Below are 23580 nucleotides of genomic sequence, written 5' to 3'. Positions count from 1 at the left end.
AGATAGTTAATCAGTTCAATTAAGAACTGGAAATAGTATTCATTCGGAAAATAAAATTCTGGCCGGTAAACGGGTGGCAGATATTGCTGAACGTCATCAACTGTGGCTTTGAGCCAAAACCGGCAGGCATTGCCTAATGGACCATGCTCGCAGGCTGATGTATTCTCCTCGATTTTATTGTTCGCGATGCAATCCACTGACAATGCCGACGGCCTGTACCGCCCCGAATTTGAGCATGATGCCTGTGGTACTGGATTTATCACCTACCTCAACGGCCGCAAAACGCACGGCATCATCACCGATGCGCTCACCATGCTCGAAAACATGGAGCACCGCGGCGCCTGCGGCTGCGACGCCGACTCCGGCGACGGCGCCGGGCTGCTGCTGCAAGTGCCTCACTGGTTCTTTCTGGAAGAGTGCACGGCCCTAAATATTCGCCTGCCCGAACCGGGCTGTTACGGCGTGGGCATGGTGTTTTTGCCCAAAGACGCCACCGCCCGCGCCGCCTGCCGGGCCGTCATTGAGGCCGGTGCGGCGCGGCTGGGCATGCCCCTGCTGGGCTTCCGGCCCGTGCCCGTGAACCCGGCCGGCATTGGCCACACGGCCCTGGCGGCCGAGCCCGTAATGGAACAGGTATTCGTGGGCCGGCCCGCGGGCATCGCGCAGCCCGACGACTTTGAGCGCAAGCTGTACGTGCTGCGCCGGTTCATTGAAAAAACGGTGGGCGAAACGGTGGGCGCCGCGGCCGACGATTTTTACTTCACCTCCTTCTCCTACAAGGTGGTGGTGTACAAGGGCCAGCTGACCACCTACCAGGTGCGCGGCTACTTCCCCGACCTCAGCGACGAGCGGGTGACTTCGGCCTTTGGCATGGTGCACTCGCGGTTTTCCACCAACACCTTCCCGAGCTGGAAGCTGGCTCAACCCTTCCGGCTGCTGGCGCACAACGGCGAAATCAACACGCTGCGCGGCAACCTGAACTGGTTTTACGCCGGCTTGCGCAACTACGTGTCGCCGTATTTCTCCGCGGAGGAAATGGACATGCTGCTGCCCGTGATTGAGGCCAACCAGTCGGACTCGGCCTGCCTCGACAACATCGTGGAAATCCTGCTGCACTCGGGCCGCTCGCTGCCGCACGTGATGATGATGCTGGTGCCCGAAGCCTGGGACGGCAACACCCAGATGGACCCGCTCAAGAAGGCCTTCTACGAGTTCCACGCCACGTTTATGGAGCCCTGGGACGGCCCGGCCGCCCTGCTCTTCACCGATGGCAAGATGATAGGCGCCATGCTGGACCGCAACGGCCTGCGCCCCCTGCGCTACGTGGAAACCAGCGACGGCCGCGTGCTGGTGGCCTCCGAGGCGGGCGTGCTGCCCATAGCCCAAAGCACCGTGGTGCAGAAAGGCCGCCTGCAGCCCGGCAAAATGCTGCTGGTGGATACCGTGGCCGGCCGCATCATTGCCGACGACGAGCTGAAGGCCCAGGCCGCCGGCCAGCAGCCCTACGGCGCCTGGCTCAACGAGTACCAGATTCGGCTGGAAGAGCTGCCCGAGCCGCGCCAGGTGTTCACCGACCTGGCCGCCGACTCGGTGTTCAAGTACCACCAGGTATTCGGCTACACCCGCGAAGACATCGACACCATCATTTCGCCCATGGCGCTCGATGGCAAGGAGCCCATCGGCTCCATGGGCGTCGACGTGCCGCTGGCCGTGCTCTCGGACCAGCCGCAGCACCTGAGCAGCTACTTCAAGCAGTTTTTTGCGCAGGTGACCAACCCGCCCATCGACCCCATCCGCGAGCGGCTGGTGATGAGCCTGGCCACGTTTCTGGGCAACAACGGCAACATTCTCGACGAAGACAAGCACCATTGCCACTGCGTGGCGCTGCGCCAGCCCATCCTGAGCAACCACGAGCTGGAAAAGCTGCGCAGCATCGACACAGGCATGTTCAATGCCAAGACCTTGCAGGCCTACTTTAAGGCCGATGGCAAGCCCGGGTCGTTGCAAAACGGCCTGGCCCGCCTCTGCCGCTATGCCGAAGACGCCGTGAACGACGGCTTTGAAGTGCTGATACTGACGGACCGCGCCGTGGATTCGGAGCACGCGCCCATTCCGTCGCTGCTGGCCGTGTCGGCCGTGCACCACCACCTCATCAAGTTGGGCTACCGCGGCTCGGTGGGCCTGGTGGTGGAGGCCGGCGATGTGTGGGAAGTGCATCATTTTGCCTGCCTACTGGCGTTCGGGGCCACGGCTATCAACCCGTACCTGGCGCTGTCTACGCTGCGCACCATGCGGGAGGCCGGCAAGTTTGCCACCACCCACGACTACCCCAAGCTGGCCTACAACTACATCAAGGCGGTGTGCGACGGGCTACTTAAGATTTTCTCCAAAATGGGCATCTCCACGCTGCAGTCGTACCACGGCGCGCAGGTGTTCGAGATTCTTGGGCTGAACCAGGACGTGGTGGACGCGTATTTCTGCGGCGCCGTAACCCGCATCGGCGGGCTTGGGCTGGATGAAATAGCCCGCGAAACGCTCTACAAGCACTTCCAGGGCTTCAAAAGCACCACGCCCGAAGAGCAAAGCCTGCTGCCCGAAGGCGGCGTGTACGAGTGGCGCCGCCGGGGCGAAGCGCACACTTTCAACCCCGAAACGGTGCACCTGCTCCAGCTGGCCACGCGCACCAACAACTACGCCACCTACCAGCGCTACGCCCGCCTGATAAACGAGCAGCCCGAGCGCATGTTTACCCTGCGCGGCCTGCTCGATTTTGCCCACCACCGCGAGGCCATTGCCCTCGAAGAAGTGGAGCCGGCCGAAGGCATCATGAAGCGCTTTGCCACCGGCGCCATGTCGTTTGGCTCAATTTCGCACGAGGCACACAGCACCCTGGCCATCGCCATGAACCGCATCGGCGGCAAGAGCAACACCGGCGAGGGCGGCGAAGACCCGCTGCGCTTCGAGCGCATGGCCAACGGCGACTCCATGCGCTCGGCCATTAAGCAGGTGGCGTCGGCGCGCTTCGGCGTCACGGCCCACTACCTCACCAATGCCGACGAGCTGCAAATCAAGATGGCCCAGGGCGCCAAGCCGGGCGAAGGCGGCCAGCTCCCCGGCCATAAGGTAGACGAGTGGATTGCGAAAGTGCGCCACGCCACGCCCGGCGTGGGGCTGATTTCGCCCCCGCCCCACCACGACATTTACTCCATCGAAGACCTCGCACAGCTGATTTTCGACCTGAAAAATGCCAACCGCGCCGCCCGCATCAACGTGAAGCTGGTGAGCAAGGCGGGCGTAGGCACCATTGCGGCCGGCGTAGCCAAGGCCCACGCCGACGTCATTCTCATTGCCGGCTACGACGGCGGCACCGGCGCCTCGCCCATCAGCTCCATCAAGCACGCGGGCCTGCCCTGGGAGCTTGGGCTGGCCGAAGCCCACCAAACCCTAGTGCGCAACCAACTGCGCAGCCGCGTGGTGCTGCAAGCCGATGGCCAGCTCAAAACCGGCCGCGACCTGGCCGTGGCCGCCCTGCTGGGCGCCGAAGAATGGGGCGTGGCCACGGCCGCGCTGGTGGCCGGCGGCTGCATCATGATGCGCAAGTGCCACCTCAACACCTGCCCCGTGGGCGTGGCCACGCAAGACCCGGAGCTGCGCAAGCTCTTCACGGGCCAGCCCGAGCACATCGTCAACCTGTTCCGCTTCCTGGCCGAGGAGCTGCGCGAAATCATGGCCGAGCTGGGCTTCCGCACCATCAACGAGATGGTGGGACGCCCCGAATTTCTGAAGGTGCGCGAGAACCTCACACACTGGAAAGCCCGCCACCTCGACCTTTCGGGCATTCTGCACCCGGCCGCCAACATCTCCGGCGGCACCCTCTACCACAGCGAAGACCAGGACCACGGCCTCGCCAATATCCTGGACTGGCAGCTGCTCGAGCACGCCCAACCGGCCCTGAACGAGCGGATTCCGGTCTTCGCCTCCTTCGACGTGCACAACACCGACCGGACCATTGGCACGCTGCTTTCCAATGAGATAGCCAAACGCTACCACGCCGCCGGCCTGCCCGAGAACACCATCAACTTCAGCTTCAAAGGCTCGGCCGGCCAGAGCTTTGGCGCGTTCAGCGTGAAAGGCCTATCGTTTTCCTTGGAAGGCGAAGCCAACGACTATGTGGGCAAAGGCCTGAGCGGCGCGCAGCTGGCCATTTTCCCCTCGGCCGAAGCGCGGTTTGTGCCCGAGCAAAACATCATCATCGGCAACGTGGCGCTGTACGGGGCCACTTCCGGCGAGCTGTTTGTGCGCGGGCAGGCCGGCGAGCGGTTTGCAGTGCGCAACTCCGGCGCCACCGCCGTGGTGGAAGGCGTGGGCGACCACGGCTGCGAATACATGACGGCCGGCCGCGCCCTCATCCTGGGCCGCACGGGCCGCAACTTCGCCGCGGGCATGAGCGGCGGCATCGCCTGGGTGTACGACCCCGACGGCGCCCTGCCCCAAAACTGCAACCCCGAAATGGTGGAGCTCGACCCACTCGGCCCCGACGACGAAGCCCAGATTCAGGCGCTATTGCGCAAGCACATGCAGCTCACCGGCAGCCAGGTCGCCACGTTCCTGCTAGCCAATTGGGCTGAGGAGGCCGGGCGCTTTGTGAAGGTATTTCCCAGTGAATACAAAAAGGTGCTGCAAAAAGCGCAGTACGCCACCGCTGGCTAATTATAAGGGAGACAGCTGGTTAAAAATAAGACGTCATGCTGAGCTTGTCGAAGCATCTCTACCTTAGAAGTAATCTCAATCGGCTCAACTAAGCGGGAGAGATGCTTCGACAAGCTCAGCATGACCGTCTTAACCAGCTCATAATGCGCGTTTCACCATCAGCATGACCGGCTAGAAAATCAGACTTAATACAATGGGCCACATCACCGGATTTAAGGAATTTAAGCGCGAGCTGCCCACCAAAACTGCCCCGCAGGAGCGGATTGGGCACAGCCGCGAATTTGTGGGCGCCTACTCGGAACCGCAGCTCAACCAGCAGGCGGCGCGGTGCATGAACTGCGGCATTCCGTTCTGCCACTCAGGCTGCCCGCTGGGCAACATCATCCCCGAGTTTAACGACGCGGTGTATGAGCAGGATTGGGAGGAAGCCTACCGCATTCTGGCTTCTACCAACAATTTCCCGGAGTTTACGGGCCGCATTTGCCCGGCGCCGTGCGAGTCGGCCTGCGTGCTGGGCATCAACAGCTCGCCCGTGGCCATTGAGGAAATCGAGAAGCACATCATCGAAACCGCCTTTGCCAAGGGCTACGTGCGCCCCAGCGCGCCCCTGCTGAAGTCGGGCAAAACGGTGGCCGTGGTGGGTTCCGGCCCCTCAGGACTGGCCGCCGCGGCACAGCTGGCCAAGGCCGGGCACACCGTCACGGTTTTCGAGCGCCACGACCGCCCCGGCGGCCTGCTGCGCTACGGCATCCCCGATTTCAAGCTCGACAAAGGCGTCATCGACCGGCGCATCAAGCTGCTGGAAGAAGACGGTATTGTGTTTCGCTGCAATACCGAAATCGGCCGCGACCTGTCGGGCCAGGAGCTGACCAGCACCTTCGACGCCGTGGTATTGGCCGGTGGGGCCAGCATTCCGCGTGACCTCAAGGTGCCGGGCCGCGACCTGCCCGGCATTCACTTCGCCATGGACTACCTCACCCAGCACAACCGCCGGGTGAGCGAGCTTGAGCTGGCCGACGAGCCCATTATAGCCCACGGCGAGCACGTGGTGGTCATCGGCGGGGGCGACACCGGCTCCGACTGCGTGGGCACGGCCAACCGCCAGGGCGCCGCCTCGGTGACGCAGTTTGAGCTGCTGGCCCAGCCGCCCAAGGAGCGCACCGAGCACATGCCCTGGCCCAACTACCCGATGGTGCTCAAAGTCACTTCCTCGCACGAAGAAGGCTGCCAGCGCTACTGGGGCGTCAACACCAAGGCGTTTCTCGGCAACGACGATGGGAAGCTCCAGGCTCTGCTTGTGAACGAAGTAACCTGGGAAACCGACGTAATGGGCCGGCCCATGCGCTTCGAGGAAGTGCCCAACTCCGAACGCGAAATTCCCTGCCAGCGCGTGCTACTGGCCATGGGCTTCACGGGCCCACGCACCGCCGGCCTGCTGGCCGAGCTGGGCGTTGAGCTGGACGAGCGCGGCAACGTGCGCGCCACCGAAAAAACCTACCAAACCAACCTGCCCAACGTATTCGCAGCCGGCGACATGCGCCGCGGCCAATCCTTAGTGGTTTGGGCCATTTCCGAAGGCCGCGAAGCCGCCCGCCAGGTAGACATGTTCCTAACTGGCAAAACGTCGCTGCCGAGCAAAAATGCAGTGGGGATGTTTGCGTGAGGGATTTACTTAAACGTTCTATTTTCCTGCTAAGGCCGTTACAATTTCTACAACAGATTTTTTTGCGTCCGCAGGGATGAAACCTGTATTTAGCTCATCCACTTTAACTGTTTGCTTAGCAGGAAAGAACCTATAAATTGTCCGTAAATTCCTTGCCAATAACGCATCTGTCTCGGAGTAATAATCAACTCGAATTATTACATCCTTGAATGAAATATTGGATTTATTTTCAATTGTCAAATTATGTATTCCTACCGCACCAAATCCACCTTTTTCCCAAGATTGACTTTTTACTTTTAGATAATCTGTGGGATTATATGCTTGAGCAGTTTTTTCATACTCTTTCCAGCGCTTTGCGGACCCTTTGAAATACTTAGTCTGTTCATCCCAATTTTCAATTTGTTCCAATGCAATATTTCTAATTTTTATATCGTCTTCCGTTGCGGAATTAATGAATTCCTCATAAAAATATCTCGCTTGACCAAAATCATTGAGACTAAAAAAATACAGGTGGGCTAAATCATATAATGCTAATGGCGTACTATTCGCATCAGGATAGTTTGCTTTAACCCTTTTATATTCTTCAATCGCATTGGTGTAAGCCTTCAAGTTTCCATACGAAGTGCCTATCATTCTTTGAGCATCATCCGCTAAGGAACTTTTAGGATATTTCGAAATAAATTTTCGGAAACTAGCTATAGCTGCTTGACTATCACCATTATACCATAGGCTATACCCCCTTTGGTATTGTAACACCTCTTCAGCGCTAGGTTTTGGCTCATTTTTTTTTTGGCTTGACAGGTAGTTTTCTGATAGAATCTTTATTCTTTGATTGTGACTCACTGAGGACCGAGCTAGCTTCCTTCTCTCGGCTACCATCGTTACAACTTATGGGAGCAATGAGAAAAACCCCGAAGTAAAATAGCAGTTTGTACAAGTTCATTATTTCTCTGATGTCGAAACAACTAGGACTAATTGAACAAACATAATATTAAATATTTCATATAATACACAATAAATTTCTATTGATTCAAAAGCCGCCTAGCTTTTGTGCCTATTGTTATTTGCCCGTATCGATAAAGATAGAGTTCTTACGCTGAAAGCAATTCTTGGAGCAGAAGCCGAATTAGCATCTTGTGATGCATCAGGGCCAGTTTTAGGAAAGAGTCCTACCCTATTGCCTTCTGCACCCAGGGCTTCAGCCCAGGCACACGGGCCAGGCGCACGGCGGCATTCACCAGCCACGGCTTGGTGCTTAGGAAGCGCATGAGGCGGTAGCTTTTGGCCAGCTTCTTCCCGATTTTTTCGGCTACCTGGGCATCGTAACTGGCCATGTGCCCGGCGTTGAAATCCTGCTTGGTGAAGCACGCCGTGGCCTGCACGGCGGCCAGCATGCCACTCTGAATGGCCGTGTCGATGCCGTGGCCCTGCAGCGGGTCAATCAGCGAAGCGGCGTCGCCGCACAGCATAAACCGCTCGCCGCTGATGGGCCGCACCCGCCCGCCACCCAGCGGCAGCCCGAAGCCCACTGTGGGCCCCAGCTGCCGGGCTTCGGCGAAGCGGCCAGCCAGGGCAGGGTGCGTGGTGAGCAGGCGCTGCAGGGTTTCTTTCAGGTCTACTTTGTGCTCGGCCACTACTTCGGCCAGCATGCCCAGGCCCACGTTGTAGCGGCCCTGGCCCACTGGAAACAGCCAGCAGTAGCCCGCCAGGTAATCACGGGTGAGAAAAAACTCGGTCGTGCCGCTCTCGGCGCCGGCAATGTTTTCGAAGTAGGCGCGCACGCCCACGCAGTGGTGGGCCCGGGCCAAGCGCGGCTCCGGCAGCAGCTTGCGGCTCACCACGGAGTTGGCGCCATCGCAGCCTATCACCAGCTGGCACGTGATTTCGGGACCTTGCGTGGGCTGCAGGCGCACGTGGTCCAGCTCAATTTGTAGGCCCTTCAGGCTGGTGTTTTCGAGAATAGTGGTGGCCGGAGCATGCGTGCGCACCAGAGCCAGCAGGGCATCATCGAAGGTTTCGCGGGGGCAGTTGAAGCTCGGCAGCTTCCATTGCAAGACTAGGCTGTCGCCGTTGGGGGCCACGAGCTTGGACTGGCGCACGGCATCCAGCGGCTGGAGTTGCCACAGGCTGTCGGCAAAGGTGGGGTCGAGCTGCCGCAGGGCTTTGAGGGCGTGGCCAGGGATTGCATCGCCGCACACCTTGTCGCGGGGAAACTGGGATTTGTCGAGCAAGGCCACGCGCAGGCCGCTGTGGCGCAAACCCAGGGCACAAGCCGCGCCAGCCGGGCCCGCGCCGATGATGGCAACGTCGTAGTCGAAAGTGGGTGGGGTGGGCACGGCTTCAAAGGTAGCGGGGAGTACGGGCTACCTTCTGAAAGAACTGTTGCCGATGATGAGATTTCCACTGTAATTGGCTCGCAGCACCTTGTCCACGCCTCTTGTCATGCCAGAGCGCAGCGAAGCATCTTCTCATAGTTGAACGATTGGTTCTGACCTGATAAGATGTTTCGCTGCGCTCTGCATGACAGACGTTACTCAGCATGACAGCCGATTGGCAAACTCCTGCACAGCTCAACTGCCAACAACCCACTAAACACCCGCCCGCCCGGTCTTTCAAAACCTGCTTAATATTAAACCCCGGCATTGCGAAACCCTTGCGCACTAATCAGGGTACACAAATCCTGGGCAGTATGCCGCGCAGGCTGCTGGCCGGGGTAGTGCATTTTTGTTGACCTGCTGTTTTTCTCTTCGCATTGAGCACAACTCCTACTTCCCTTATTCCGGCCAACGACGTATCCCGCTTGGCAGCCCTCGAACGCTACCAACTGCTGGACGCCCGCAGCGAAAAAGTACTCGATGAACTGGTGGCAGCCGCCGCGAAGTTGTTTCGGGTATCCAACGCCATGCTTTCCATCGTGGAAGAAGATAAGGTGCTGATAAAAGCTCCCTACAATTTACCCGTTCCCCTGGAGCGTATTCCCCGGGAGCAAAGCCTGTGCTCGGCCACCATCCTGCAGGAGGACACAGCCGTATTTGAGGACCTGGACCAGGCCAGTGCGCCCGGCATCGACATTTCGCTGGTTCAGCAGCTGGGCTTGCATTTCTACGCCGGCCACAACCTGCGCACCCCGGACGGCTACAATATTGGCTCGCTGTGCCTTTACGACGGCCCGCCTCGGGAATTCACCCTCGTCGAACGGACCTTACTCGGCAGCCTGGCTGGCCTAGTAATGCGCCTGCTCGAGCTTCGCCGTGAGTTGGGCGCCCACGCCGACTCCACGGCCATGCTCTGGGAAGCAGTGTACCGGGCCCTGGGCCAGCAGCTGGCCCGACTCACGGCTTTGGTCGAACGGGTGGCACCAGCGGGCAGCCCAGCCAACCTCACCCCCGCCGTGGCCAAGGAAGCCGGCGACATTGTGGGCATCATCGACCAGTTTGTGGCCGCTACCTTGCGGCGTACTTAAGCCAGGCCGTGCGCGGAGGCGCTGTACTTTTGCAGGGTTTCTGTGTTTGTAGCATTATGGTTGAAGAAAACAAGGTGAAAACGCTGGCCCTGCTCGGCGCTACGGGCTCGATTGGGACGCAGGCGCTGGAGGTGGTACGGCAGCAGCCGGGCCGGTTCCGCGTGGCGGTGCTCAGCGCCCAGCGGCAGTGGGAGCTGCTGGCGCAGCAGGCCCGGGAGTTTCGGCCCGCCGTGGTCGTGATTGGCGACGACAGCTTCTATCAGCCGCTCAAAGCCGCCCTGGCCCAGCAGCCCGAAACCCAGGTGCTGGCCGGCGCAGCCGCCCTGGCCGAAGTAGTAACCCGGTCAGAAATCGACATCGTGCTCACGGCCCTGGTGGGCTACGCCGGGCTGCTGCCCACGGTGGCGGCCATCCGGGCCGGCAAAGACATTGCGCTGGCCAACAAGGAAACCCTGGTAGTTGCCGGTGAGCTGATTACTGGCCTCGTGAAGCAGCACAACGTGCGCCTGCTGCCCGTCGATTCCGAGCATTCGGCCATCTTCCAGTGCCTAGTGGGCGAGGAGCAGAATCCCATTGAGAAAATCATCCTTACGGCCTCGGGCGGCCCATTCCGCGGCCGTTCGGCCCAGCAGATGGAGGCCGTGACAAAGGCCCAGGCCCTGAAGCACCCTAACTGGGACATGGGTGCCAAAATCACCATCGACTCGGCCTCGCTCATGAACAAGGGCCTCGAGGTAATTGAGGCCAAGTGGCTGTTTGGCCTCACCAACGAACAGATTGACGTGGTGGTGCACCCCCAAAGCATCGTGCACTCGCTGGTGCAATTCCAGGACGGCTCGCTGAAGGCCCAGCTGGGCCTGCCCGACATGAAACTGCCCATTCAGTACGCGTTGGGCTACCCGCAGCGGCTGGCCAATACCTTCCCGCGCTTTTCCTTTCTCGACTATCCCACCCTCACCTTTGAGGCGCCCGACCGCGCGGCCTTCCCCAACCTAGAACTGGCTTTTGGGGCCATGCGCCGGGGCGGCAACGCGCCGTGCGTGCTCAACGCGGCCAATGAAGTGGCCGTGGCGGCTTTTTTGCGCGAGCAGGTGGGCTTCCGGCAGATGTCGGACCTGGTAGCGGGGTGCCTGGCGCGGGTTTCGTACCTTGCAGAGCCGCTACTGGCCGACCTGGTGGCCACCGACGCGGAAACGCGCCGGGTAGCGGAAGCACTACTGTAAAAAACTATTGTCATGCTGACGCAGGAAGCATCTTATCACGGCTGCCTGCATCAGAGTTAGTAACCCCCCGGCGCAGACGTGATAAGATTCTTCGCTGCGCTCAGAATGACATAACCATTCCCTTGGAAATTCTCACCATGATTGGCCAGCTGCTGCTGGCCCTGTCGCTGCTTGTTGGCTTGCACGAATTCGGCCATTTCGCCTTCGCCAAGCTCTTTAAAATTCGGGTTGATAAGTTCTACATCTTCTTCGACTTCCTGTTTCCCATGCCCGGGGTGATGAATTTCGCCCTGCTGAAAAAGAAAGTGGGCGAGACAGAGTACGGCATTGGCTGGTTTCCGCTGGGCGGCTACGTGCAGATTCACGGCATGATAGACGAAACGCAGGACGCCTCGGCCCTGGCCGGCCCCCCGCAGCCCGATGAGTTCCGTGGCAAGCCGGCCTGGCAGCGCCTGCTGGTGATGCTCGGCGGCATCATCATGAACGTCATCACCGGCATCGTGATTTTCGCGGCCATGACCTTCCACTACGGCGACGTGTTTCTGCCCGCCTCGGAGGCCCGCTTCGGCGTGCTGCCCAACGGCCTGGGCCGCGAAATCGGCTTCCGTACCGGCGATAAAATCGTCAAAATCAACGGCCGCCCGTTCACCGAGTTCGACGACGTGTACAAGCCCGACGTCATCTTGGGCAACAACTCCTTTTACACCGTGGACCGGGGCGGGCAGCTGGTGGACATCAATATCCCCAACAACTTCCTCGACAAGTTCGCCAAGCAAAGCGCCGATAGCCTGCTGGTGCGCCCCCGCGAAACCTTCGCCGTGGAGCGCGTGGTACCCGGCGGGGCCGCTGCCAAAGCGGGCCTGAAGGCCGGCGACCAGATTACCACCGTGGGCGGCCGCCCTGTGCAGTTCTTCGACGAGCTGCAGGCGGCGCTGCTGGCCAACAAAGGCAAGAAAACCGAGGTAATTGTGCAGCGCAACGGCCAAACCATCCCCCTGGCCATAGACGTGAGCGAGTCGGGCCGCATCGGGTTCGAGCGCAAATCGACGCTGCACCTGGGCACCCGCCACTACACGCTGGCCGAATCCATTCCGCAGGGCGTGAATAAGGCGTTTGGCGTGATTGGCTTGCAGGCCCGGGCATTCGGCAAAATCCTGCGCCGCGAAGCCTCCGCATCGGAGAGCCTGGGCGGCCCGGTGGAAATTGCCCAGCAGTTTGGCGGCATTTGGGAGTGGCAGCACTTCTGGGGCCTGGCCGCGGGCCTGAGCATGGTGCTGGCCTTTATGAACCTGCTGCCCATTCCGGCACTGGACGGGGGCCACGTGGTGTTCCTGCTCTACGAAATGATTCTGCGCCGCAAGCCGTCCGATAAGTTTTTGGAGGGCGCCCAGCGGGTCGGCACGGTTCTTATTCTGATGCTGATGGCTTACGTCATCATCCTCAAGCCCCTGCTGAAGGCCATTTCGTAGTTTACGGGTGGTCAGCAGCGGCAGCGGGTGGCTTGGCAAAGGCCAGCTTTAGCTCAACCTGACCACCTGCTTACGACTACAACCATCTGCTATGCGCCTGCTTTCCCCTTTTGCACTGCTGCTCGTGCTGCTCCCCCTCATGGGAGCCGGCTGGGCCTTGCACGCCTACCACACCACCCTCACCGAGCTGCGGTACAACGCCGCTAAAAAGCAGCTGGAGCTGTCGGTAAAGGTGTTTACCGACGACTTTGAAAAGGCCCTTTCCGAAGGACAGCCCGTCCACGTGAACCTGAGCGACCCGGGCCCGCGCCCCCTTGCGCTGGCCTCGGCCTACGTGCAGCGCACCCTGAAATTCAGCACCGCGGCTGGGGCCCCGCTCCCGCTGCAAGTACTGGGCATGCAGGCCGAAAAAGATGGGTATTGGCTGTATTGCAAAGTGCCGCTGCCGGGGCCCGTGCCCAGCGTGCAGCTGCGCCAGGCCATGCTGCTCGACGTTTTTGGCGACCAAATGAACATCGTGAACATCGAAGCCGGCGACAAAAAGCAAAGCGCCCTCTTCCGCGCCGGCCACGAGCAGGAATTACTAACCTGGTAAAGCTCCAGCGGAGCGGCATATCGGTAGCATCTACCTAAACCATAATTTTAAAAGCCCCCGCGGGGCGACACTCGTCTGGCGAGTGTGGCCCCGCGGGGGCTTTGTTATTTGCATTTTGCCTTTACTACCGGCGTGCCGCTCCGCTGGAGCTGGGTGCTGTAGTTAGCCGCCGACTTATTGAGCTATTGCCTCCCGCAAAAACTGGCAGAACGGCACCATGGCCCGAAACACCTCCAGCACGTGCGCGCGAAAATCATCGTGGTTGAGCACGTCGCTATCCGGCATCAGGTGAGTAGCAGTGAAGCTCTTGTGCTTAAGTAGCTCAATTTCGGGGTGGTCGACTGAATAGGCGGCGGGGGCTTTCTTGAGCTTGTCGCCGCTCATGCCGCCGAAATAGCGCTGGAAATTGGGCGCGGCGAGCAGGGCTTTCAGCGTATCGGCGTTGTAGTCTATCTCCTGGCGGATAGCGGCCAGCTGGGTTTTATCGGGCTGGTAGAGGCCGCCGCCGAGGAGGGTGCTACCGTTGGGGCCGAGTTGGAGGTAGTAGCCGGGCGCCTCCACTTCCTTGCCCGCGCTGGCGGTGAAATACACCGAGAAATGCGTTTTGTAGGGGTCCTTGTTTTTGCTGAAGCGCACGTCGCGGTAGATGCGAAAGACACTTTTGCGGCCTTCGGGCCCCGCCAGCGCCGGGTCGAGTTGAGCTAACTCTCGAACCCAGAATTCGGCGTCTTCTACAAACTGCTCGCGTAGCTGGTCGTACGTGGCTTTGCGCTCCTGAAACCAGGCCCGGTCGTTGTGCTTGGCCAAGCCGCTGAGAAAGGTAAAGAGGGGTTTGAGTTGCATAGAAAAGGGAATGCAGAACGAAAAGACTCCCCTCCTTACCAAGGAGGGGATGTTTCAGCGCTAGCTGAAACGGGGGTGGTTGTGGCGTTGAGCTAACCTGTTGGGCTAGAATCGTTCGCTCATCGTTCAACGAATCCAACCACCCCAGCCGGCGCTGCGCGCCAGCGTCCCCTCCTTATCTAAGGAGGGGAGTTTTTGTTTAGTCCTCGTCTTCCTCCTCCGCCTCATTCTGCTTGGCTTCACGCACGGCGGCGCTGCGCCGGGGCGCGGGCATGCGGCTGTGCTCGCCCCGCACAGCCTGCCAGATATTTTCATTGAAAGCCAGGTCGGGAGCGGCGTCTTCGCGGCTGAGGTCGAACTTGAGGGAGCGGCGGGCGGGGGCGTTGAAGGCGGTGTTGCGCACGTCCTGTGGAGTGGTGGCGGGGCGCAGGTTGTAGGGGGAAAAGTTGGGCTTATTCGTGAAGCAGGCCCAGAGCGGCAGGGCCGCGGCATCGTACTGGCTCATCGGCGGCAGCCCCAAAATCAACTCCAGGGTGCGGAGCATGCCAGATGTGGTGTAGGCGGTGTGCACCACGGCGTGGCGGCGCACGTAGGGGCCCACCAGGTAAGCCGTCGAGCGGTGGGCGTCGATGTGGTCGGGACCGTTTTGGGCATCGTCCTCCACTATCATCACCACCGATTCTTTCCAGACCGGGCTCTTGGAGAGATGCTCGATGAGCCGGCCCAGCGCCAGGTCGTTATCGGCGGCGTAGGACAAGGGGCTGAGCTGGCCCTTGCGGGCGCCGTAGGTGTGGTCGTTGGGCAGGCGGATGATGCTCAGGTCGGGCAGGGCATTGGCGGCCACCAGCCGGTCGAAGTCCTGCTCCCATACCTTCTCGCGGTCTACGTCTTTCACGTCCAGGTCGAAGCCGGCATAGCCTTCGCAAAAGTGGCCCACTAACGACGGTACACTGGCTTTGCCCTTGTACACAAACTCGCCGTAGGAGCGGTAGCTGCGGCCGGCGCGCTTGCAGTAGTCCCACAGGAAGCCGTCTTTGGGCTCGGCTACTTCGCCGCGGTTGCCCTCGAAGTCGTAGTTGCCGCCGCGGCCGCTGTAGTTGCCCGGCCAGGTTTTCTCCACAAAGTCGGTGGCGTAGGCGGCGGTGCTCCAGTTGTGGCCATCGGCACTCACTTCGGCATCGACGTAGAAATTATCCAGCAGCACAAAGTCCCGCGTGAGGGCATGGTGGTTGGGCGTCACTTTTTCCGGGAACAAACACAGGCTCGCATCGCCGTTGCCGGCCGGCAAATCGCCCAGCACCTGGTCGTAGGTACGGTTTTCCTTGATGATGTAGAAGACGTGCTTCATGGGCGAGGCCTCGCCCACGCGCTGGGGCACGGGGCTGCCGGCGGGCACTTCGGGTGAGGCTTCGCGCGCTTTGGTAAAGGGCGTATTGGCGTATACCTGGGCCGAAAACGTGGCCAGCGCCGCGGCATCGGGCAGCGGCAGGCGCAGCAGCGAGCTACCCAGGAGCCCCCCGATGTAGCCCGCGCCCTTCTCGCCGTCGTCGTGCACGGGGTTGGGCCCGTTGGGGTTGGCCTTCGATATGCTGCCTTTGCCGTTGACAACCAGCAGCTGCGCCCCAGCTACGCGCACCGTCGTGGGGTACCAGCCGGTGGGCACAAAGCCCAGGGGCCGGCTGGCGGCTGGGTCGCGCACGTCGAACACCGCCAGGCAGTTGTTGTCGGCGTTGGCGATGTAGAGCTGGGTGTCGTCGCCGTTCAGGGCCACGCCATCGGGCGTGCTGCCGGCGGGCGAGGCCGGAAACAGGGCCGTGTTCAGGGTTTCGGTCACGCGACCCAGGCGGGTGTCGATGACGGACACCGAGTTGCTGTTGGCATTGGCCACAAACAGGCGGCGGCCGTCGCGAGTCAGGGCCATGTCGTTGGGGTGGCTTTCGACCGGAATGGTGGGCAGCAATTGCTGCCGGGCAATGTCGTACACCGCCACCGCGTGGCCGCCCCACAGGCTGATGTAGAGCCGCGCGCCATCGGGGCTGAGCAGGGCGCCGTAGGCTTCGGCGGGCAGCTTGATGGTGCGCAGAATCCGGCGCGTTTTCAGGTCGAAGGTGTAGAGCGAGTTGTCTTCGCGCGTCACGGCGTAGAGTACGTTACGGGGGCCGTCCACGGCCAGCCCGGCCACGCCGATTTTCTGCTTGGGCCACTTGGTACCCAGCACCAGGGCGCTGTCGGGGCGCAGCTTCTGGCCCTCTACCCGGAAGCAGTGCACGCGGTTGTGCTGCCCACCGGAGGCATACACCGTGCGGCCATCGGGGGCGAAGGCCAGGCCGGCCCAGGCGGCGGGCACTACTTGGGTATCCAGCAGCTGGCCGGTGGCCGCGTCGAGCAATTGCACCGAGTTCTGGCCCCAGCCGGCGTTCACTACGGCGGCCAGGCGGCCGTCGGGGCTGAGCTGCACGTTCAGGGGCAAGTCGCCGAGGGCCGTGGCCGTGCCCACGGGGCTCAGTTTCCAGCCGTTGGGCAGTTGGGTTTGGCTGGTGCCGGCAATGGGACCGGGCAGCACGCCGGGCGCCTCGGGCGCGGGCTTGGTGCTGGGACTCCCCGTGCAACTCCATAACGCCAGCAGCGGCAGGAGCGGGATAAATAGCCGGAATCGGAAGCAGGAAATCATAGGCAGGCGCCGGCGGGAACACAAGCCCCGCTGCACAGCACGAAGGTAGCCAGCAAGCCGGGCAGTAGCTCAATTGAGGAGCTTATCCGGCAGCTCCAACCATTTATGAGAATAACGAAATAGAAACAAGTGAATGTCGTTGTAGGCGCAACTCCCTTCATTCCGGCTGGTTTTATGTTGCGTCGTTTGTCGTGCTGCGTGTTCGTGGCGTTGCCCATATACAAGCTGTCCGCTCAATCCTGCACCACGTCCACCGACAGCTTGACCCGCGCTCATTCACTCGCCTTCTGGCAGCAGCAACTGCAGTTTCCGCGGGTGCGGGCGGCGCAGGCCACGGCCGGGCCCACAGTTGCTAATCGCCTGCGCGCCCACTCCCTCGACGCCCGGCGGCTGGAAATCTTCTTCCGTCTCATCAAAACGCGCCGCGAACTGGAGGTATGGGCCCGCAACCAGGGCGCCGGCCCGTTTGAGTTGCTGCACTGCTACCCGCTGGCGGCCACCTCGGGCAGCCTTGGCCCCAAGCGCCGGGCCGGCGACTACCAGGTGCCCGAGGGCTTCTACGAAATCGACCGCTTCAACCCCAAGAGCAACTACCACCTCTCGCTTGGCCTGAACTATCCCAACGCCGCCGACCGCGCCCTGGGCGAGCCCGAGCCCGGCGGCGATATTTTCATCCACGGCGGCGAAGTCACGGTGGGCTGCCTGCCCATCACCGACGCCGGCATTGAGGAAGTGTACCTACTGGCCATCACGGCGCGGGCGGCCGGCCAGGCGGTTATTCCGGTGCACATTTTTCCGTTTGCCATTACCGAAAGTGAATTAGCCAAGCACCCAGCCAGCCCACACCAGGCATTTTGGCGGGGGCTGATGCCGGGCTACGCCTATTTTGAAAAGCACCACGAGCCGGCCCCTCCAGCCCAACTCGCCGCAGCTGGGCACTAACCCAGCCCGAACCGATGCCCGGTACCAGCCCCGCCCAAGTTGAGCTAAGCGCTAACTTGCCGCGGTGCCGCGCCCTCTCCTGCTTTTTCTGGCTCTGGTGGCCTTGTTCAACCTCAGCCGCGTGCTCCGCGAGCCCCGCCCCGACGCCGACCGGCCCATGGATTTTCGCACCTGCTACGTGGGCCAGGCTGTGCTGCGCGCCGGCGCCAATCCCTACCACGATGCCACCCTCAAGCAGGGTTGGCAGCGCATCATCAGGGAAGAAAACCTGCAGAGCCGCACCCAGCCCGGCCTGCCCAACCTGCCTTTTCTGTATCCGCCGTGGGCTGCCGCGCTCTTTGGCCTCACGGTGGGCCGGCTGCCGTATGCGCTGGCGTGGCCGCTGTGGGGTGCCTTGGCGCTCCTGAGCCTAGTGCTGGTGTCGCGCCTGTGGCCGGCCCTGCTGCAAGCCGAAATTGGGCTAACGGTGCCGTGGTGGCAGTTTCTACTAGCGGCGCTGGCTCTGAAGGGCACCATACCCGCCCTGCTCACAGGCCAGCCCACTTTTGTAGCGCTGGCACTGGGCGTGGGTGCCTTGGCTGTGGGGCGCTTGTCGAGCCCAGGCTTTTCAGCTCAACTTTCGCATTCAGCTAGTTCAAGCACAACTGGAATCGAATCTTCTGTCGCCCCTGTCTGGGCCCCTGCGGTGGCGGGCGTGCTGCTGGGCCTGGCCGCTTTTAAGGTGACGCTGCTCCTGCCTTTTGCCGCCTGGTTTTTATGGAAGAAGCAATGGCTGCCCTTGGCCGTGGCGGCAGCCGTAGTGGCGCTGCTTAGCGCCGTGGCCTGGCATTGGACGGCCTTTCCGGCCGACTTATTGCTCGCCTACGAGCACCTGCTGGCCCAGGTGCGGGCCCAATCTTTCGACCCCTCCGACCCGGACTATCCCCTCACCCAGGGCATGACCTTGCGCCTGGAGCTGGGCAACGTGCTGGAGTGGCTGCGGCCGGGCAGCAGCGCCTGGCACCCCTTGCTCCACGGGGCGCTGTGGGTAGCGACGGGGCTGCGGCTGGTGTGGCTCCGGCAGCAGGGCCGGCCGCTGGCCGACTGGCACGTTTTTCTGGTACTGAGCACCCTTACGCTCCTGACCACCTACCATTTGTACTACGATGCGGTGCTGCTGTTGCCGCTGCTGGCGTTTGGGCTCCGGCTCCCGAAGCGGTGGCAGTGGCTGTTGTTGATACTGCTGCTCCCGCTGCTGCTGCCGCTCAACGGATTGGCCCTGGCGCTGGGTAACCCGTGGGGCTGCACGTGGTGTATTTTCTGATGCCGCTGGCGCTGCTGGGGGTGGTGGTCTTACTGCTGGCCCGGCCGGAATGGCGCCGGCAGTAGGCAGTTGAGCTACCACTTTTAAGGCATACACCAGTCGGCACGATTTTTTCGTTTAGCTCCACCACAACCCGATTCTTCACTTTATGAAACGTCTTTTTCTCGTCTTCTTGCCGTTGCTGGTTTCGGTGGCGGCCCGCGCCCAGCGGCCCACCGATATCTGGTACTTCGGCCAGCAGGCCGGCCTCACCTTCGCCGATGGCACGCCCAAGCCCCTCGGCGATGGCAAGATGAGCACCTACGAAGGCTGCGCCGTGGCCACCAGCGCCCGCGGCGAGCTGCTGTTCTACACCAACGGCGAAACCGTGTGGAACCGCAAGCACCAGCCCATGCCCAACGGCCACAAGCTGATGGGTAGCGGCAGCAGCACCCAATCGGCCCTCATCGTGCCGGACCCGGGCTCGGGCAACGTGTTCTACATTTTCACGGTGGCGCCGCAGGGCACGCCCAACGGCCTGCGGTATTCCATCGTGGACATGACTCGCGACAACGGCTACGGCGACCTGCCGCGCCTGAACCTGCTCCTCATTCAGCCCGTGGCCGAAAAGCTGGCCGCCGTGCGCCACGCCAACGGCCGCGACACCTGGGTAGTGGCCCACCGCTGGAACTCCAACGCCTTCGTGTCGTACCTCGTCACGGCCGATGGCGTGGCTGCCAAGCCCATTATGAGCAACGTGGGCAGCATGAACGCCGGCCCCGGCCGCAACGCCATCGGCGCCCTCAAGTTCTCGCCCGATGGCCGGCACCTGGCCGCCGCCCTGTGGCGCGAAACCAACAAATTTGAGGTCTACGACTTTGACCGCAGCACCGGCAAGGTGAGTAACCCCACCAGCTTCGGCCCCTTTGCCGAGGCCTACGGCGTGGAGTTTTCGCCCGATGGCACCAAGCTCTACGGCACCTGCAACGGCGTGGGCGGCGGCCAAACCGAAATCTGGCAGTTCGACCTCAAGACCAAAGCCAAAACCCTGGTCGGCAAGTCGGCCAACCGTAAAATCGGCGCCCTGCAGCGCGGCCCCGACGGCCGCATCTACGTGGCCCGCGAAGACAACCCCAACCTCGGCGTTATTCAGCAGCCCAACGCCCTGGGCAAGGACTGCCAATACGTGGACGAGGGCGTGAAACTGGGCGGCCGCCGCAGCAAGCTTGGGCTGCCCGGCTTTGTAGTGGTGCCGTAATTAGGCAGTGAGTAACAACAGAAAAGGCCCCTGCTTACTAAGCAAGGGCCTTTTCTGTTCTATTGCCGCCTTCTTACTCCTTATTCCCAATCTTAAACCGCAGGAAACCCAGCGCCACGGAGTAGTAAGGCGACTTTTCGTTGGTGTAGCCCAGCACGTCGCGCGAGCTGATGCCGGCTTCCCACGAAGGCGTTACCAGGGTGAGGCCCAACGGCAGGCTGGTACCGTAGCCCGCGCCGCCGCTCACGCCGCTGCTCAGGCGCAGCCAGTGGGTGGGCTTGTAGTCGAGGCCCAGGCCCAGGAAGGGCGAGGTGAGGTTGCCGGCCACCTTTTTCAGCGGCGCAGTGAAATCCACACCCGCTTCGAACAAGCTGCTGATGCGGATGCCGGCGCCCAGGCGCACCTTGGCGGGTAGCGAGGCGGTGCGCTTTTGTTCGGCCTGGTAAGTGAAGAAGTTGCTTTGATTGGTATCGAACTGGTTGACAATTTCGGACAGCACGTCGTAGGTCTGCAGGCTGGTGGAGGTGGGGCGCTGCAACTTCTGGTCGGTGGCCGTGACCACGTTGCCGGTCCAGGTCATCGTGCCCAGGTCGGTAACCGAGGCGCCCAGGCGGATGATTTTGCCTACTTCGGCGGCCAGGCCCAGGTCGTAGCCGTGGCCGTGGCCCACGGGGTGCAGCCCCGAGCCGGTTTCGGCGTTGAACTGGGGGCTGCTGGCCAGGGTGCCGTAGTCGACGTTGAAAATGGGCGACAGCGCTGAGTAGGCCGATAAGTTGCCGCCCTCCACCTGAATATCGGCAATGCCAATGCCCTGGATGTAACGGTAGCCCGCCCCGGCCGACAGCTTCAGGCCGGGCTGGTCGAGCACCAGCATGCCGTAGGAAATGTTGTATTCGCTGGTCCAGGCCAGCTGAATGGCCGTGCCGTCCAGAAAGGTCGACAGCGGCGGGGGCGGCAGCGTGGGGGTGCCCGTTGGGGTGGTGGGGTAGTACGGCTGCACGCTGGCCGCGTCCTTGCCGTTGATGATGACGTCGGCGGCATTGTGGTTGAGGGCCAGGTGGGAGCTCACCCGCTGGCGGTTGCTGACGGCCAGGCCACCCAAGCCGTTGGGCAGGCTGATGGCGAAGCCTAGCGTGGTAGCGTCGACGTTAAAATTAAGGGCGTTGGCACCCTCAAAGCCCTTCACGAGCTCGGCCCGTTCGGCGGGGCCGATGGCCTGGTTGCTGTCGAAGAGAATGTGCTTGAACAGCGTTTTGCTGAGCGAGCGGGACGCCAGCCCCGCCCCTACTTCCCCGATGGTGAAGGCCACCGTCGATTCGCTGTTGCGGCCCAGGTTGGCGGGGTTGATGCCGATGGCCTGGTAGTCCTGCGCAAAGGTGTTGATGACGCCCCCGCGGCCGGTGGCCGTGAAATTGCTGAGCTCATTTTGGGCCTGCACGGCCGCGGGCAGGGCCAGCAAGGCAGCCAGCGGCAGGAAACGTAAGGAAAGGCGCATACAGAAAAGGAGTGTCGGGTTTAGCTTGCGGCCGGATAAACGCCTTTTTAAGACGGCAAGCGTTTATCCGGCCGCAAGCTAACGCCCCACCTCAATATTTTGCCCCCAAAACGCCTTTCCGCCACCGAGTACGCCGAGGGCATCCTGGCCGGCAACCGCACGGTGCTGGGCCGCGCCATCACGCTGGCCGAGAGCACCTTGCCCACCGACCAGGCTCTGACCCAGGACGTGCTGCAAGCCGTGCTGCCCCACTCCGGGCGCAGCCTGCGGGTGGGCATCACGGGGGTGCCGGGTGTAGGCAAAAGCACCTTTATTGAGGCGTTGGGCCGGTATTTGGTCGAGACATTGGGCAAAAAGCTGGCGGTGCTGGCCGTAGACCCCAGCAGCCAGCGCGGCGGCGGCAGCATTCTGGGCGATAAAACCCGCATGCCGTGGCTGGCGGCGCACCCGGCGGCGTTCATTCGCCCCTCCCCTGCCAGCGGCAGCCTGGGCGGCGTGGCCCGCGCCACCCGCGAGGCGCTGCTGCTCTGCGAAGCGGCGGGGCACGACGTCATTTTTGTGGAAACCGTAGGCGTGGGCCAGTCCGAAACCACTGTGCACGGCATGGTCGATTTCTTTCTGCTGCTGCTGCTGGCCGGCGCCGGCGACGAGCTTCAGGGCCTCAAGCGCGGCATCATGGAAATGGCCGACGCCGTGTGCATCACCAAGGCCGACCACGGCAACGAGCAAGCCGCCCGCCGCGCCCGCGTCGACTACCAGAACGCGTTACACCTGTTTCCGCCTGCGCCCTCGGGCCAGCCCCAGCCGGTGCTGCTCACCTCGGCCGTGAGTGGCACTGGGCTGGCCGAGGTGTGGGAAGCCATCGAGCACTACGCAGCCGCCACCCGGCTAAGCGGGTACTTCCAGCAGCGGCGGCAGCAGCAGCAGCTCCAATGGCTGCACCAAAGCATTGTGCAGGAGCTGGAAATGCGGTTTTATGCCGATGGCGCCGTGCGCGCCCGCCTGCCGGCCATAAAACAAGCCGTGGCCGCCGGACGGTTGACACCGTTCGCAGCGGCCACGGAACTGCTGGGGCTAGCCGGGAGCGTTACAAAGACGCCGTAGCCAGCCCGTTCTCTACGCGGTGCGAGGTCGATTCGCGCACGGCAATGGTGGTGGCGCCCGGCGCTTTGGTGTCTACCTGCACGTTGTAGCGGTAGCGGTCGCGGTCCACGCGCAGCAGCACGGCATACTTCCCGCTGGGCAGGTTGTTGAACTTCAGAAGCGTGCCGTAAGCGGGCTCCTTGTGGGTTTCGCGCAGTATCCAGCGACTGTTTTCGAGTTGCACCACCCCCAACACGGCCGGCTTTTTGGTCGAGTTGTAGATGCGCACCCGCAGGCTCTCGCCATCGGGCTGGGTCACGGTTACCGGCTGGCTGCCCTGGGCCAGTGCGGGGCTAGCCATGCCAGTGCCAGCCAGGGCCAGCAGGCCCAGCAGCGCCGGGCGAATGCCCTTAGCCAGGGCGAATGAACGAGAGGTAGCCGTTGCGGGGGCGAAGAACTGAGCAGCGGGAGTGTTGAACGAGGTTTTCATGATTTGCAGAAAAAAAGGTGGGTGATGGATGAGTTGAGCTGAATGACTGACTGTACTTCCCCTGGCGAGGCCGGCGCAAGACAAATGCTCATGTCCGGTTTTGAGCATCTGCCGCCCAAGGGCATTAGGGTAAATTCCAACCGCGTGCCAATTTTATAACAGTCTATTAATCTTAACATTACAGCCATAAATAGCTTGTCCCATTCTGAAAAATCCGTTCGATAACGGGCAAGTGTCCGGTTGCGAACATGCCCCGCGAGAGAACTACAGTAAAACATGGAATGATGCCAGCTTCCCAATATAATTACTATCTAGAGGCCGCCCTGATTCCGGAGCTTCGGCAGCGCCGGCGGTTTCGTGGCCGGCTGTGACGCCGTCGGGGTGGAGACTTTA

General features: G+C 61.8%; 16 protein-coding genes. 10 read left to right on the top strand and 6 right to left on the bottom strand.

The window, feature by feature from the left end; all coding sequences use genetic code 11:
* The first annotated feature begins 186 nt into the window (after positions 1 to 186).
* Both gltB and AUC43_RS10095 read left to right on the top strand, forming a co-directional pair.
* Positions 187 to 4710 carry a glutamate synthase large subunit gene (gene gltB, locus AUC43_RS10100; protein WP_068192636.1) on the top strand — a complete coding sequence of 1508 codons (4524 nt, stop codon included), beginning with the start codon at positions 187 to 189 and terminating at the stop codon, positions 4708 to 4710.
* Positions 4711 to 4903: 193 nt separating this feature from the next.
* Positions 4904 to 6373, top strand: a complete 1470-nt coding sequence (locus AUC43_RS10095) for a glutamate synthase subunit beta (RefSeq protein WP_068192633.1) — start codon at positions 4904 to 4906, stop codon at positions 6371 to 6373.
* Positions 6374 to 6391: 18 nt separating this feature from the next.
* Here AUC43_RS10095 and AUC43_RS20055 read toward each other — a convergent pair whose 3' ends face one another.
* On the bottom strand, positions 6392 to 7216 hold the full coding sequence (locus AUC43_RS20055) for a tetratricopeptide repeat protein (protein WP_157781026.1): 825 nt from the start codon (positions 7214 to 7216) through the stop codon (positions 6392 to 6394).
* A 326-nt stretch (positions 7217 to 7542) separates the two neighbouring features.
* A complete protein-coding gene (locus AUC43_RS10085; RefSeq protein ID WP_068192628.1) occupies positions 7543 to 8709 on the bottom strand; it encodes an NAD(P)/FAD-dependent oxidoreductase in 1167 nt (388 codons plus the stop codon).
* A 416-nt stretch (positions 8710 to 9125) separates the two neighbouring features.
* Between AUC43_RS10085 and AUC43_RS10080 the strand changes: the two genes are divergently transcribed.
* The 4 genes from AUC43_RS10080 (at position 9126) to AUC43_RS10065 (ending at position 13123) form a co-directional block, all read left to right on the top strand.
* Complete coding sequence (locus AUC43_RS10080; protein ID WP_157781025.1) at positions 9126 to 9836, top strand: GAF domain-containing protein; 711 nt, start codon at positions 9126 to 9128, stop codon at positions 9834 to 9836.
* A 56-nt stretch (positions 9837 to 9892) separates the two neighbouring features.
* A complete protein-coding gene (locus AUC43_RS10075) occupies positions 9893 to 11059 on the top strand; it encodes a 1-deoxy-D-xylulose-5-phosphate reductoisomerase (protein WP_068192623.1) in 1167 nt (388 codons plus the stop codon).
* 122 nt (positions 11060 to 11181) lie between these two features.
* The gene (gene rseP / locus AUC43_RS10070) at positions 11182 to 12528 is read left to right on the top strand and encodes an RIP metalloprotease RseP (protein ID WP_068192620.1); all 1347 of its coding nucleotides are present in this window, start codon (positions 11182 to 11184) and stop codon (positions 12526 to 12528) included.
* A gap of 91 nt (positions 12529 to 12619) precedes the next feature.
* Complete coding sequence (locus AUC43_RS10065) at positions 12620 to 13123, top strand: DUF6702 family protein (RefSeq protein ID WP_068192616.1); 504 nt, start codon at positions 12620 to 12622, stop codon at positions 13121 to 13123.
* 174 nt (positions 13124 to 13297) lie between these two features.
* Here the strand turns inward: AUC43_RS10065 and AUC43_RS10060 are convergent, their stop codons facing one another.
* A complete protein-coding gene (locus tag AUC43_RS10060) occupies positions 13298 to 13966 on the bottom strand; it encodes a DUF2461 domain-containing protein (protein ID WP_068192613.1) in 669 nt (222 codons plus the stop codon).
* Positions 13967 to 14165: 199 nt separating this feature from the next.
* The gene (locus AUC43_RS10055; RefSeq protein WP_071885865.1) at positions 14166 to 16637 is read right to left on the bottom strand and encodes a bifunctional YncE family protein/alkaline phosphatase family protein; all 2472 of its coding nucleotides are present in this window, start codon (positions 16635 to 16637) and stop codon (positions 14166 to 14168) included.
* A gap of 174 nt (positions 16638 to 16811) precedes the next feature.
* On the opposite strand from AUC43_RS10055, the gene AUC43_RS10050 reads away from it, so the two are divergent.
* The 3 genes from AUC43_RS10050 to AUC43_RS10040 all read left to right on the top strand — a co-directional run bounded on the left by AUC43_RS10050 (position 16812) and on the right by AUC43_RS10040 (position 20119).
* Complete coding sequence (locus AUC43_RS10050) at positions 16812 to 17579, top strand: L,D-transpeptidase family protein (RefSeq protein ID WP_199243531.1); 768 nt, start codon at positions 16812 to 16814, stop codon at positions 17577 to 17579.
* 64 nt (positions 17580 to 17643) lie between these two features.
* Positions 17644 to 18882 (top strand): glycosyltransferase 87 family protein, encoded by a 1239-nt coding sequence (locus AUC43_RS10045; protein ID WP_068192609.1) that lies wholly within the window; start codon positions 17644 to 17646, stop codon positions 18880 to 18882.
* Positions 18883 to 19030: 148 nt separating this feature from the next.
* A complete protein-coding gene (locus AUC43_RS10040; RefSeq protein ID WP_068192606.1) occupies positions 19031 to 20119 on the top strand; it encodes a WD40 repeat domain-containing protein in 1089 nt (362 codons plus the stop codon).
* A 73-nt stretch (positions 20120 to 20192) separates the two neighbouring features.
* On the opposite strand, the gene AUC43_RS10035 is transcribed toward AUC43_RS10040, so the two are convergent.
* Positions 20193 to 21614: a DUF5723 family protein gene (locus AUC43_RS10035; protein WP_068192603.1), complete on the bottom strand. Its 1422-nt coding sequence runs from the start codon at positions 21612 to 21614 to the stop codon at positions 20193 to 20195.
* Positions 21615 to 21713: 99 nt separating this feature from the next.
* Here AUC43_RS10035 and meaB point away from each other — a divergent pair, with 99 nt between their 5' ends.
* Positions 21714 to 22718: a methylmalonyl Co-A mutase-associated GTPase MeaB gene (gene meaB / locus AUC43_RS10030; RefSeq protein ID WP_068192599.1), complete on the top strand. Its 1005-nt coding sequence runs from the start codon at positions 21714 to 21716 to the stop codon at positions 22716 to 22718.
* On the opposite strand, the gene AUC43_RS10025 is transcribed toward meaB, so the two are convergent.
* Positions 22702 to 23187, bottom strand: a complete 486-nt coding sequence (locus AUC43_RS10025; RefSeq protein ID WP_068192596.1) for a hypothetical protein — start codon at positions 23185 to 23187, stop codon at positions 22702 to 22704. The two genes, meaB and AUC43_RS10025, sit on opposite strands and share 17 nt — an antisense overlap.
* Positions 23188 to 23580: the final 393 nt, after the last annotated feature.

This window comes from Hymenobacter sedentarius (assembly GCF_001507645.1).
GTDB lineage: Bacteria > Bacteroidota > Bacteroidia > Cytophagales > Hymenobacteraceae > Hymenobacter > Hymenobacter sedentarius.
The sequence above is the reverse complement of the archived record's forward strand: the minus strand, read 5'-3'. Positions and strand labels throughout refer to the sequence as shown.

Bases quoted from the DNA above. Each gene is read 5' to 3' on its own strand.
- gltB (WP_068192636.1), top strand. From the start codon at position 187: ATGCAATCCACTGACAATGCCGACGGCCTGTACCGCCCCGAATTTGAG.
- AUC43_RS10040 (WP_068192606.1), top strand. From the start codon at position 19,031: ATGAAACGTCTTTTTCTCGTCTTCTTGCCGTTGCTGGTTTCGGTGGCG.
- AUC43_RS10065 (WP_068192616.1), top strand. From the start codon at position 12,620: ATGCGCCTGCTTTCCCCTTTTGCACTGCTGCTCGTGCTGCTCCCCCTC.
- AUC43_RS10075 (WP_068192623.1), top strand. From the start codon at position 9,893: ATGGTTGAAGAAAACAAGGTGAAAACGCTGGCCCTGCTCGGCGCTACG.
- AUC43_RS10035 (WP_068192603.1), bottom strand. From the start codon at position 21,614: ATGCGCCTTTCCTTACGTTTCCTGCCGCTGGCTGCCTTGCTGGCCCTG.
- AUC43_RS10060 (WP_068192613.1), bottom strand. From the start codon at position 13,966: ATGCAACTCAAACCCCTCTTTACCTTTCTCAGCGGCTTGGCCAAGCAC.
- AUC43_RS10050 (WP_199243531.1), top strand. From the start codon at position 16,812: ATGTTGCGTCGTTTGTCGTGCTGCGTGTTCGTGGCGTTGCCCATATAC.
- AUC43_RS10025 (WP_068192596.1), bottom strand. From the start codon at position 23,187: ATGAAAACCTCGTTCAACACTCCCGCTGCTCAGTTCTTCGCCCCCGCA.
- AUC43_RS10055 (WP_071885865.1), bottom strand. From the start codon at position 16,637: ATGATTTCCTGCTTCCGATTCCGGCTATTTATCCCGCTCCTGCCGCTG.
- AUC43_RS10095 (WP_068192633.1), top strand. From the start codon at position 4,904: ATGGGCCACATCACCGGATTTAAGGAATTTAAGCGCGAGCTGCCCACC.